This window comes from Paenibacillus sp. RC67 (assembly GCF_030020805.1).
GTDB lineage: Bacteria > Bacillota > Bacilli > Paenibacillales > NBRC-103111 > Paenibacillus_S.
Map to the genome: position 1 here is coordinate 7,607,501 of NZ_CP125098.1, position 12,787 is coordinate 7,620,287.

Here is a 12,787-nt window from a genome sequence, read left to right on the forward strand (position 1 = left end):
TCTTGCGTTTTCAGCATTTGTTCCTGCATTTTCTTCACTTGCTTCATCATTTGATTCATGTTGTTCATTCAAATCCACTCCTCGTCATCAGTCTTCTTTTATTTTTACCAGATCCTCGCCAAACATTTGGATGGCCTCATGAATCCATTCTTCCTTTGTACCAGCAGGTTCATCCTCATGCACCAGCTTTAACTCTTCGCTCGGATTGTCGACAGGTTTCGATTGTTCAGCCGCTGTCTTCCAATCCTTCATCATGATGGTCACGAGCCGAAGGGGATGGCCTAGAATTTCACTCATCACTTGCTCGATTAACTGCTTGTTTGCAGGCTTTTCTGTGGTTTCCCTGTGCATGGAGCTTTTAAAAGCTACCAATAAAGCACCATCGAACACAGCAACAGGCTCGCCGTCCACCAACCATGCATGGATCGTAATTTTTTGTTCCTTTACGCGGCCAAGCACCTGGCTCCACCGCTGCATAACCGCTCTGGTATCGTCAGCGTCCTTCGCCTGCAGGTATCCTTCCAGCTTCTCAACCTTCTTCATGGCTACAGGCACCGAAGCCGCCCTCGAACCGGAAGCAGAGGTTCCGCCCGAATGACTGGAGCCAGAAGCCGCTGGAGCCACACCCTGCTTAAGCATCTGTGTGATCTGCTCCTCCAACTTCTGAATTCGACCTGACAATTGAGCGACCAATCCGTCCGAAGCTTGAGTCGAAGCAGCCGCATGCACAGCGGTCACAGGTTGATCAGAACCGGCAGAGCTGCAAAGCTTCATTAACGCCACTTCTAGAAGCGTTTGGGGCTGTACGGAATATTTCATCTCCGTCTGGTAGTGGTTCAATGTGTCCATCATGGAGATAAGTTCCTGGGTTGTGAACGACTCCGCCACTTCAGCAAATTGCTTCACATCTATAATACGGTCTGTGACCGCTTGAGAACCAGGTACCATCTTAACCATGAGCAAATCGCGAAAATAATACAGAAGGCTCTCCATGCATTTGTCTGCACTTTTGCCCTCTTGCATAAAGTCATCGACTAACTTTAGTACGGCGCCGACGTCCCGTCGTTTCACAGCAAGCACCAATTTTTCAAATTGGTCACCCGCCATGCCTCCTGTAATTGAGACAACGTCGTCATACGTGATGTTTGTGCCTGAGAACGCCATGATTTGGTCCAGCAGGCTTAACGCATCGCGCATGCCTCCATCAGACAATCTGGCTATGAACCGAATGGCTTCGTCATCGGCATCAATATGCTCTTCCCTGCACACCTCATGAAGCCGCTCCACTTGTTCATCCAACGAGACACGTCTGAAATCGAACCGCTGACAGCGAGAAATGATGGTTGCCGGCAGCTTATGCGGTTCCGTGGTAGCCAGAATGAACATAACATGCGCGGGAGGCTCCTCCAATGTTTTTAACAGAGCGTTGAAGGCTTCCGTTGTCAGCATATGCACTTCGTCAATGATGTACACTTTTTGCCGCACTTCCGTCGGTGCATATTTCACTTTATCACGAATGTCACGGATTTCTTCGACACCCCGATTGGAGGCAGCATCAATCTCGACAACGTCCATGACTGCGCCCTCGGTAATACGGATGCAGTTAGCACACTCGTTACACGGCTCCTCGGCAGGACCTTTCAAACAATTGACGGCTTTAGCCAAAATTTTGGCAGCACTCGTCTTCCCCGTTCCCCGTGGGCCGTTAAACAAGTAAGCGTGCGTATAACGTCCTTCGCGCAGCGAATTTTGCAAGGTTTGAACTATGTGCTTCTGACCTACAATTTCCCGGAAAGCCTGCGGTCTCCACGTTCGGTATAATGCGATATGTGCCATAGCTTCCTCTCCAACAATTGTTTATCCCGTCTATTATACTACACATCTACGGCTGAATGAAGTGGCTCAGGGGAAAGGAATGCTCAGTGTGAAAGTAGTTCCGAAGCCTTTCGAGGAAACACGGATATGACCTCCGATATCATGAATGATGCGTTGGCAGATGGACAGTCCAAGTCCTGTACCCTCTTGCTTGGTGGTGAAAAACGGATCAAAAATCTTATCAATAACAAAAAGCGGTATGCCGGGACCTGTGTCGTGAATTTCAATGTTCACTCTTCGCTCCTCATTGTCCACCCTCTCCGTAATCGTTAAATGCCCTCCATCGCCCATGGCCTCAATGCCATTTTTGCAAATGTTCAAGAAGACTTGTTTCAACAACTCCTTATCCGCAATGACCTGTGGGAGTTCCTCTTTCATGTCGCACTGGACTATAACACCGTGAAGAATCGCTTCGTTATTAATGATCGGTAAAATATCCTTCACTACCTGCGACAGATCAACAGATGAATAAGTAACGTTTTTAGGCTTACCCAGCAGTAAAAATTCATTGACCAACTCGTTAATCCGATTCATTTCAGTAAGCATGACTTCAGTATAACCGCTTTCCCGTTCCATTCCTTGCTCTTGAAGTGTTTTGCGCAGCACCTGCAGGAAGCCTTTAATCGAGGTCAACGGATTGCGAATTTCGTGAGCCGTTCCTGCCGCAATCTGTCCGATCATCGCCAGCCGGTCGCTGCGTTGAACCTGTTCTTCCAAAGAACGAAGATTCGTCACATCTTTAAAAATAATATAAGCGCCGGCTATCTGATTACTTTCGTCACGCAGAACATTGGAGTCCAGCAGTAGTTCATATCGCTCCCGGTTGTTCGTCCATGAAAGCGCATGATTGCGGACCACCATTCCCTCTAAAATATTTCGCTGTACCAATTGGTGCTCGGGCGGAAGCGTCGCAAATATATGATCCACTGGCCGTCCAAGCACATTCTCTCTAACTAAGCCAAGCACACGGCACGCCATATCACTGATATCAATCAATTTAAAGCTGGTGTCAATAAGCATGACTCCCAGATTGACATCCTTCATAAATGTTCCGGCGAATTGCTGTAGCAAATTCAACCCCCGCTGCAACGTGCCACCTCCTAAGCTATACCCCTTTAAACATTCCTAGTTAACTTTAGTATACAATTCTCCTAAATTTTTCATTTTCCTTCTGTCGGCATAAAAAAACACCATTCCTCAGTCCATGACCGAAAAATGATGTTTTATGTATATCGTATGGTAAAAAATAATACCGTGCACCTACCTTGATATTACGATCCAAGCGGAATTTTTAGTCTCAGCTCAAGTCAGGCGACCCTCCGGCACATGGAACATCTTGCTTACGGCTGCTTCCTTCCGGACCTGACCGGATTCACAAGCATCCATTGCGGAGGACCCAACTCTCAACACCGATTCTAAAACCCAAACCTTACATCGCAATACCGCGAATAGGCGTTCGACCCCGCTACAGCGGATTGCGGGTTACAGGGCACCGCTACCTCCCCGTCTAGCACGGCAAAGATAAGTATAGACGATTCCTCGGGAAATAGCAACCTGTGTGCATTATTTACGAGAAACGGAAACTTTCACCGTATAACGCGGCATGGCCTTCGATAATTTGTCATAGGCGTCTCTTTCCACTCGCGCCGCTTCCTCAGCAGATAGGTTCGCAGGCACACTCAGTCTCACTGTAGCTATAGGTCCATTCATCGTGATGTTGGAACCCGTGACCTGAGGCACTTGTTTTATCGTTTCCTTCATTAAACGGGTGTCTTCCTTATACGTATGGTACGTAGGACTCATCGGCATATTCGGGTTCACTTCCGTTATTCCGAGCGCTCCATCTTGAGAGTACGACTTCACCCTGGTAGTTCCATCCTGCTTTTGACATGCACTTCCCATTAATGCAGCGGCCAGCAAAGTACATAATGTAAAAGACAAAGTTCTCGATCTCAAAACAAAAACACCTCCTGCAACCATACTAAGAGCTAGGTTAACAGCCGGGATGACCGAAGTCATCGAACAGCTGCTGCTTTGTTCTTAGGATAGCCACAGGAGGCATGATTATGCTGTAAGACATCTGGAAAACGGCCTAAAATTAGATACCGTATTTCTTTTTAAATTTATCAACACGACCGCCGGCATCAAGGAATTTCTGTTTACCGGTGAAGAACGGATGGCAAGCGGAACAAATCTCTACACGAAGATTTTGTTTGATCGAACCTGTTTCAAAGGTATTGCCGCAAGCGCACGTAACCGTTGTGTTATGGTACGTAGGATGGATTGCTTCTTTCATTGCTTTCACCTCTTTTGCCCTGAAACACCATGTGAATCAGAGTTATCAATTATACACATGAGTGTAGTATATCACGCTCATTATATTAGATGCAAGTGGTTTGTACGAATTACAGCCTTGGAGGAATATGGGTATAGGAACCCAGCACAACATTAGGCAATTCTTCGCGGAAAATCTCCAGCATCTGCTTCATTCCAAGCTGTTCGCCTTGCGGTTTAGGAATTAAACCAAGATAGCTTTCTGGATCAATATTTAAATTGCGCAATTGAATCAGCTTCAAGTCGGTACGTCTTACAAACTCGATCATGGCCTCAATTTCTTCTTCTCTATCCGTTACACCAGGAAAGATCAAATAGTTGATTGAGGTGTAGACACCTTTATCCGCTGCATAGCGCAGCGACTTCTCGACGTTTTTCAACGTATAGCCGCGCGGCTTGTAATAAGCGTTATAATGGTCGTCCAATGCACTGATCGTACTGACTCGCATCAAGTTAAGGCCAGCATCTACAATACCACGAATATGATCGGTTAACCCTGCGTTCGTGTTAATGTTAATGTACCCCATGCTCGTTTGTTCCCGAACCTGACGCATTGCTTGAATAATGATGGGCGCTTGCGTAGAAGGCTCGCCTTCGCAGCCTTGCCCGAAGCTTATAATGCTGTCCGGCGTCTTCAAGTGTTCCAGCATCACTTGAACAAGCTCTTCTACCGTCGGCTTAAAATTCATCCGCGTCTGAGGTGCCGGAAATCCGCTATCATCAGGCTGCTCGGAAATACAGCCGAAGCAACCGGCGTTACAGGAGAACGACACAGGTACTGCGCCTTCCCAACGATTCAAAAACGTATTAGATGCCGTAAGGCATTCATATCCCAATGCACAGTTGGATAAATGTTTGTACAGCCTATTGTCACTATACTTTTCCAGATATCGTTGAACCTGTACCTCCAACTCATCCGGGTCACAGTTGCGAGGATTCCACCGCTCCGGATCATCGCTTTGGTGAGCAGCTACATAAAACCGTCCATCCTTCCAGATTGCGGCTGTGTAGCCGAAAAGCGGAAGCAATTTGCTTTTGTCCGATTTGACATAGCCTGGAATCAGAAGACGAGTGAAGCCCTGTGGAAGAAGTGCTCCGACTGCCGTTACTTCTCCGGGAACTACTTCCATTTCTCCGGTTGCTGCATTCAATCCAATCGGGCGTGTATCCGGCAAACTAACCAATGTAGCTCCCTCGGGAAGAGGAATTAGCTCGTCTTCCATAATGTCCGTTATCATATCTCCGTTGCGACCGAGCGCTACATAATCGGGATGATCAAACACATTCCCATCACGGTCGGCATATAGCAAGTTCATGGCTAATGCTCCTATCTTGTTGAATTACGACGCAGAGGAGTTTTTCACTCGTTTGGAAGTAGCAGTAGAGGACGATGATCCACCGCTTCCGCTGCCCGAATTAGCCCCGCCGTTTTTTTCGAGCATATCCAAAAACTCTTGATTTGTTTTGGAATCAGCCAGCTTTTTCAAGAAGGCTTCCAAATATTCATGCGAATCGTTCATACTCTTACGAATAGCCCATACTTTATCGAGCTCTTCTTTGGTTAGGAGCATTTCTTCACGACGCGTACCAGAACGACGAATGTCGATAGCTGGGAATATACGGCGTTCTGCCAGCTTGCGGTCCAAGTGTAGCTCCAGGTTACCCGTTCCTTTGAATTCTTCATAGATAACGTCATCCATACGCGAACCGGTTTCAATCAGCGCCGTTGCCAATATCGTTAAGCTGCCGCCCTCTTCGATGTTACGGGCAGCACCAAAAAATCTTTTGGGACGATGGAATGCACCCGGATCAATACCCCCAGATAACGTGCGTCCTGTAGGTGGCACAACCAGGTTGTAAGCCCGCGCCAGACGCGTAATACTATCCATCAGTATGACAACATCCTTCTTGTGCTCCACCAAACGTTGAGCGCGCTCCAAGACGAGCTCCGCTACTTTGATATGGTTTTCAGGCAGCTCATCAAATGTCGATGCGACGACCTCACCTTTAACTGAACGCTGCATATCCGTTACCTCTTCCGGACGTTCGTCAATCAGCAGGACAAACAGCTCAATATCCGGATGATTGGTCGAGATACTGTTAGCGATTTCCTTGAGCAATAAAGTTTTACCAGCTTTGGGCGGTGCTACGATCAAGCCGCGTTGTCCTAATCCTACGGGAGCCAATAAATCCATTAGACGAGTGGAATAATGCGTAGGGGAGGTTTCCAATACTAGTTTCTTTTGCGGATACAGAGGAGTCAATGCAGGAAAATGAAGCCGTTCCGCTGCCGTAACAGGGTCTTCTCCGTTTACAGCTTCCACATGCAGCAATCCGAAATACCGTTCATTTTCTTTTGGAGGACGGCATTTGCCGGATACAAGATCGCCGGACCGCAAATCAAACTTGCGAATCTGGGAAGCGGAGATGTAAATATCCTCCGAGCTTGGCAAGTAGTTGATAGGTCTAAGGAAGCCAAAGCCGTCCTGAAGAATCTCCAGCACGCCCTGCATAAACATCAATCCGCCTTTTTCAGCCTGTGCTCGTAAAATGGCAAAAATAAGTTCTTTTTTCTTCAGCTGACCGTAATAAGGAATTTGATGCTTTTTGGCCAATTGATAAAGCTCTGTCAATTTAAGTGCCTCTAGTTGTGCTAGATGCATATCCATAATTTCTAACCACCAAACTATTAAATTTTCAAGGCTTAGCGTACCGTAATGACTCTAGCATTTAAGTGTGAGTTAAAAGTCCTTTTTCAATGCCGGAAAAAACAAGTTCTCGGAGAAAACCCACTAAGGAAGCTGTCGGGGAATTAAAGAAAGGAGCAGCAGGTCTTTCTTGCGAAAAACATCTCAGATAAGTCCGGGGCCTAGTGCCACCCGTAACAAATCTTATACAAGATAGCTTTTCGTAAGAAAGCTGCTTCATATTCATACTTAACCGTTTATGGTGCTCTATAACTAACAATTTCGAAATTTTCCCTTGTGTCATTGACACTGTCTAGCATTACCCAAAAAGTTGGAGTCTATACGAAATTACTCGTTCTTGCGCCAAACCTCTGCACCTAGATTTGATAGATTTGCAACCAAATGGTCATAGCCTCTGTCGATATACTCGACACCGGTTATTTCCGTAACACCATCTGGTACGGTAAGACCTGCGATGACCAGTGCAGCACCGGCGCGAAGATCTGTCGCCTTTACTTTGGCTGCGCTTAATTGGCATCCTTCAATAACAGCTGAGCGGCCTTCAACCTTGATTTTGGCACCCATTCGCGCTAGCTCCGGAACGTGCTTGAACCGATTGCTGTAAACATAGTCAGTCAGTATGCTGACGCCTTTGGTTTGGGTGAGCAAGCTGGCCATAGGAGACTGCAGATCGGTAGCAAAGCCAGGATAAACCAGCGCTTTAACATCCACACTTTCATAAATCGGTTGTCCTACGACGCGGATGGATTCGTCCATCTCATAGATATGAACGCCCATTTCTTGCAATTTGGCTGTCAAAGCCTCCATATGCTTCGGAATGACATTATCTACGATAACATCCCCGCGAGTCGCAGCAGCAGCAATCATATAAGTTCCTGCCTGGATCCGATCGGGAATAATGGAATGTTGGCAACCATGTAACGAATCTACACCTTCAATGCGGATGGTTTCTGTTCCTGCCCCTTTAATTCTGGCACCCATGGCATTTAGTAAAGTAGCAACATCTATAATTTCAGGCTCTTTGGCCGCATTTTCAATCAAAGTGACACCTTTGGCGCGTGAAGCTGCCAACATAATGTTGATCGTTGCTCCTACGCTAACTACATCTAAATAAATTTTTGCTCCACGAAGCTCTCTGGCATGAATATGTAGTGCACCATTCTCAGTGCTTACACGTGCTCCCAATGCTTCAAAACCTTTTATGTGCTGATCGATCGGCCTAGGTTCAAAATTGCATCCCCCCGGTAATCCGATAGTAGCTTCTCCAAAACGTCCTAGTAATGCCCCCATTAAATAGTAAGACGCTCTTAATTTCTTCACATTGCCGTTAGGCATCGGTTTGGATTGCAGACGGCTCGGATCAATGATCATTCGATCTTCCTTCCACTCCACCGTTGCACCAAGCTCTTCTAAAAGTTCTGTATAAATGGCAACATCGCTTAAAATTGGCAAATTGTCCAGTGTTACCGTTGTCTCCGATAAAATAGCGGCCGGAATTAAAGCAATAGCACTGTTCTTAGCGCCGCTTATCTGGACCGTCCCCCTCAGCGGACGACCGCCGGAGACCATCAACTTTTCCATTCGTCCCTCTTCCTCCCACATGACTGCTTTAAAGCACTAAAAAACGAAATTAACCGATAATCGGGGTTATAATGAAAGAATAGAAGGGAAACACACCGTTAACGATGCATTTCCCATATATAACTTAAGCTTGGTTGGAGCTTCCGAACAATTGAATTTTGGATTTAACCACATCAATCATGGCTTTGCGGGCAGGAGTGAGGTATTTACGAGGATCGTACACTTTAGCATCTTTGTTCAGCACTTCGCGAATAGCTTCTGTGCATGATACTTGGTTCTCCGTGTTAACGTTGATTTTGCCGACCCCTGCTGCGATGGATTTAATGATCATTTCGTCAGGTACGCCGGATCCTCCGTGAAGTACGACAGGAACTGGAATAGCTTTGGAAACTTTCTCGATAATATCAAAGTGGATGTTAGGCTCGCCAGCGTACATACCATGAGCGGTACCTACAGCGATTGCCAGACAGTCAACGCCGGTTTCTTCATAGAAACGAATAGCTTCTTCTGGCTTAGCCAAGCTTGCATTTTCTTCGTCAACGCTAAGATCGTCTTCTACGCCGCCGATAGTTCCAAGCTCGCCTTCAACGGAAACGCCCATCGCGTGAGCCGCTTTAACGACTTCTTTAGTCAAACGGATGTTTTCCTCGAAAGAATAGTGGGAACCGTCGAACATAACCGAGCTAAAACCAGCGCGGATACATTTCATAGCTACTTCAAAGCTGCTACCGTGATCCAGATGCAATGCGATCGGCAAGCCGGATTTTTTAGCAGCCGCTTCAGCAATAGCAACTGTAAATTCGATACCCATATACTTCAAAGCCCCTTCACTAACGCCGTAAATGAAAGGTGACTTCAATTCCTCAGCTGCTTCTACGATTGCTTGGGCAAATTCAAGGTTGTTCATGTTGAACTGACCCACCGCATACTTGTTCGCTTTTGCCTTAGGCAAAAATTCGTTCATTGAAACCAATGGCATGTGACTCTTCCTCCTAGTGTTTATTGACCGAGTTAAGTACGAAGACCGCTCTTGTGTCATACTGGGCTATTATATCATAGAAAGCTTAAAATGATAACCAAGCCTACAGCTTTTTTCAGGACAAGCAGGTCAAAAAGGAGCCGTTTTGGCTGCCCTTTTTTCATGTAAGCGGACTCATTAACCTGCCAATTATGGGCAAAAAAAAGAGATCCTGTAAATCAGGATCCCACCGCATATGAATTGTTACCCGTAAGTCGCAGCTGATTGTTGACCGCATGGCGCAGCTCATCGATATCAAAAGGCTTCGTAAAGTGCATAATCGCACCTAAATCTGTAGCCTCTTTGATCATGTCCAGCTCACCGTACGCCGTCATCATGATGACTTTAATTGAAGAATCAATAGCTTTGATATGCTTTAATATGTCCAAGCCGTCCATGCCAGGAATTTTCATATCCAAGAGCACAAGGTCAGGAGATGCCGTTCTCACAATCTCAAGAGCCAGTTTCCCATTGGAAGCCTGGTAGGTTTCATATCCCTCGCTGCTGAACACTTCCATTAATAAGATGCGAATACCGTTCTGATCATCAACAATTAGCAACTTCTTCTTCAATACGGCAACCTCCTCATTCCGCTTTCGTTTGTGTGTCGGAATTCCGTCCTGTCTAACATCCTCACAAGATAGATTCGATGCCAACCACGATTTTCCTTCTTGTTTCTGCGGAAAGTTGAAAACTTTTACAATTAAAGGAGATTCTGAAGAATCATCGCGAAATCTCGCTGATATGAATATGCTGTTGTTTGACGATCTATGACTAATTTTTCATTTGGAATGCAGCTTGCACAAAATGTTTGAACAAGGCTTGCGGACGGTTCGGACGCGAAGTGAATTCCGGATGGAACTGCACCGCCAAGAACCAAGGGTGTTCAGGGCATTCAATGATTTCGACCAAACGGCCGTCCGGTGAAGTACCGGTAATTTTCAACCCTGCCGCTTCCAGCATGTCGCGGTATTGATTATTGAATTCATAACGATGGCGATGTCTCTCATAGACAAGCTCATCATCGTAGCAGCGCATAGCGAGCGAGCCTTCAACCAATTTGCACGGATACAATCCAAGACGCATCGTACCGCCAAGGTCTTCAATATCCTTCTGCTCAGGCAGCAGGTCGATAACCGGATAAGGCGTAGTCGGATTGATCTCGGAGCTATTCGCTCCTTCAAGTTTCAGGACGGAACGAGCATACTCCACAACGGCAACTTGCATACCCAGGCAAATACCGAAGAATGGAACGTTATTCTCACGCGCGTAGCGGATAGCCGACACTTTACCCTCGATACCGCGATCGCCGAAGCCACCTGGTACGAGAATTCCTTGTACGCCGCCCAGCAGTTCCTGAACGTTGTTGTCATTCACCTCTTCGGCGTTGACCCAACGAATTTTGATTTCTGTATTGCTATCGATTCCGGCATGTCCAAGCGCTTCTACAATACTTAAATAAGCATCATGCAAAGCGACATATTTACCGACGATAGCGATTTCTGTCGTATGCTTCAAGGATTTGACGCGATGTACGAGGTTCTCCCACTCGGTCATATCCGGTTCGTTCGTAGTCAGCTTCAAATGATTGACGACGATATCGTCAAGCCCTTGCTCGCGAAGCATCATAGGGACTTCATACAATGTGTCTGCATCCAGGCACTCGACAACAGCACTTTCGTCAATATCGCAGAACAAGGCCAGCTTACGCTTCAAGTCCTCAGCAAGCGGATGCTCCGTACGGCAAACGACAACATGAGGCTGAATACCGATACTGCGAAGCTCCTTCACGCTGTGTTGGGTCGGTTTGGTTTTAACCTCTCCAGCCGCTTTCAGGTAAGGAATCAGCGTAACGTGAATGTACATAACATTTTCGCGGCCGATGTCGCTTTTGATTTGGCGAATAGCTTCGATAAACGGCAAGCTCTCGATATCGCCAACAGTACCGCCGATCTCGGTAATAACAACATCCGATTGCGCTTCGCGTCCAGCGCGGAATACACGGTCTTTGATTTCATTCGTAATATGCGGAATGACTTGTACCGTACCGCCCAAATACTCACCGCGACGCTCTTTCGTAATAACGGAAGAATAGATTTTACCTGTCGTGACGTTGCTGTTCTTGGATAAGTTAATATCGATAAAACGTTCGTAGTGACCCAAGTCCAAATCGGTCTCCGCGCCATCATCGGTTACGAAAACTTCCCCGTGCTGATATGGACTCATCGTTCCCGGGTCTACGTTAATATAAGGGTCAAATTTTTGAATGGTAACTTTCAGGCCCCGGTTTTTCAAGAGCCTTCCGAGCGATGCCGCTGTAATCCCCTTGCCCAATGAGGAAACAACGCCCCCCGTGACGAAAATATACTTGGTCATGTATGTAACCCTCCAATATTGATAGTATTGCGCGAAATCAGTTCTCATAAACGGAAGGAAAGCAACTACTTCCACGCCAAAATCATTTCACGTTCAGCAGCGTGGAACGTCCAAAAAAATCCCCCATAAAAAAAGAAAAAATGCCCCGACTTGCGCGGGGCACTTTATAGTCAAGACATTCGTCATGATTCGATCTTTTCCAAAGCCCAGAAAATAGTTTACTCTGATCGATCATCGCTGTCAAGGAGGAGGAGAGAATTGGTTTATTTCTTTTCTGCGTCCTCATCTTCATCTTCAAAATCTTCCTCTTCCGAGTCATCATCTTCTTCAGAATCGTCGCCCAGATCACTATCTTCGATCTCTTCTTCCTCGATCTCTTCCTCTTCGAAGAATTCAGTCTCCTCTTCCGCCTCTTCTTCGGCTTCAAAGTCGTCCTCATCACGCACTTTGTCGAAGTTGTCGTAATCTTCTTCTTCGGCAAAATTGTCTTCTTCTTCGGCAAACAGATCTTCATCGTCCAGATCGTCATCTTCATCGTTAATAATGCGCGGACGTTTGCCGCTGCCTACGGCATCCTCGGATTTCTCAACCGGATACCAGCGCTTCAGTCCCCACAAATTCGTGCCGACACAAGCAAACCGGCCGTCTATATTGATCTCCGTATATAGTTGAGCGATAACCTGCATGACATCTTCTTCAGAGAGGCCTTTAATTTTGGCAATTTCAGCCATTAAGTCACGGTAATAAAAAGGCGTATTCGCTGATTTCAGCAATTCAAATGCTAGATCGACCATCGGCATTTCTTTTGCTTGCTCAGCACCGACCTTTAGAGTGTACTGTCCACTCATCCAAGCACATCCCTTCGAACATTTTACAAGAGTCCTAACTCATAATA

The 12,787-nt window shown here is 46.4% G+C and carries 12 protein-coding genes and 1 other RNA gene (1 of these 13 only partly in view); all 13 read right to left on the reverse strand.

Annotated elements, in window-relative coordinates; translation table 11 throughout:
* Window positions 1-68, reverse strand: the beginning of a protein-coding gene (locus QMA13_RS34605; protein WP_282938226.1) for a YbaB/EbfC family nucleoid-associated protein. It extends 244 nt beyond the left edge of the window; the window shows 68 of its 312 coding nt (coding positions 1-68); its start codon is at window positions 66-68; its stop codon lies off the left edge, out of view.
* 19 nt (window positions 69-87) lie between these two features.
* Window positions 88-1,836 carry a DNA polymerase III subunit gamma/tau gene (dnaX, locus tag QMA13_RS34610; RefSeq protein WP_282938228.1) on the reverse strand — a complete coding sequence of 583 codons (1,749 nt, stop codon included), beginning with the start codon at window positions 1,834-1,836 and terminating at the stop codon, window positions 88-90.
* A gap of 66 nt (window positions 1,837-1,902) precedes the next feature.
* Window positions 1,903-2,919: an ATP-binding protein gene (locus tag QMA13_RS34615; protein ID WP_481858264.1), complete on the reverse strand. Its 1,017-nt coding sequence runs from the start codon at window positions 2,917-2,919 to the stop codon at window positions 1,903-1,905.
* A gap of 208 nt (window positions 2,920-3,127) precedes the next feature.
* Window positions 3,128-3,391, reverse strand: an RNA gene (ffs, locus tag QMA13_RS34620) — signal recognition particle sRNA large type.
* 47 nt (window positions 3,392-3,438) lie between these two features.
* Entirely contained in the window at window positions 3,439-3,831 is a 393-nt protein-coding gene (locus QMA13_RS34625; protein WP_282938232.1) for a hypothetical protein, read from the reverse strand.
* A gap of 142 nt (window positions 3,832-3,973) precedes the next feature.
* Window positions 3,974-4,171: a 50S ribosomal protein L31 gene (rpmE, locus tag QMA13_RS34630; RefSeq protein WP_282938234.1), complete on the reverse strand. Its 198-nt coding sequence runs from the start codon at window positions 4,169-4,171 to the stop codon at window positions 3,974-3,976.
* 109 nt (window positions 4,172-4,280) lie between these two features.
* Complete coding sequence (locus QMA13_RS34635) at window positions 4,281-5,525, reverse strand: radical SAM family protein (protein ID WP_282938235.1); 1,245 nt, start codon at window positions 5,523-5,525, stop codon at window positions 4,281-4,283.
* Between the two features lie 24 nt (window positions 5,526-5,549).
* The gene (gene rho, locus QMA13_RS34640; RefSeq protein ID WP_282938237.1) at window positions 5,550-6,878 is read right to left on the reverse strand and encodes a transcription termination factor Rho; all 1,329 of its coding nucleotides are present in this window, start codon (window positions 6,876-6,878) and stop codon (window positions 5,550-5,552) included.
* A gap of 366 nt (window positions 6,879-7,244) precedes the next feature.
* The gene (locus QMA13_RS34645; RefSeq protein WP_282938239.1) at window positions 7,245-8,498 is read right to left on the reverse strand and encodes a UDP-N-acetylglucosamine 1-carboxyvinyltransferase; all 1,254 of its coding nucleotides are present in this window, start codon (window positions 8,496-8,498) and stop codon (window positions 7,245-7,247) included.
* Between the two features lie 124 nt (window positions 8,499-8,622).
* A complete protein-coding gene (fba, locus tag QMA13_RS34650) occupies window positions 8,623-9,477 on the reverse strand; it encodes a class II fructose-1,6-bisphosphate aldolase (protein ID WP_282938241.1) in 855 nt (284 codons plus the stop codon).
* A 218-nt stretch (window positions 9,478-9,695) separates the two neighbouring features.
* Window positions 9,696-10,088 carry a response regulator gene (locus tag QMA13_RS34655; RefSeq protein WP_028552279.1) on the reverse strand — a complete coding sequence of 131 codons (393 nt, stop codon included), beginning with the start codon at window positions 10,086-10,088 and terminating at the stop codon, window positions 9,696-9,698.
* A 202-nt stretch (window positions 10,089-10,290) separates the two neighbouring features.
* Complete coding sequence (locus QMA13_RS34660; protein WP_282938242.1) at window positions 10,291-11,892, reverse strand: CTP synthase; 1,602 nt, start codon at window positions 11,890-11,892, stop codon at window positions 10,291-10,293.
* Window positions 11,893-12,155: 263 nt separating this feature from the next.
* On the reverse strand, window positions 12,156-12,740 hold the full coding sequence (gene rpoE / locus QMA13_RS34665) for a DNA-directed RNA polymerase subunit delta (RefSeq protein WP_282938243.1): 585 nt from the start codon (window positions 12,738-12,740) through the stop codon (window positions 12,156-12,158).
* Window positions 12,741-12,787: the final 47 nt, after the last annotated feature.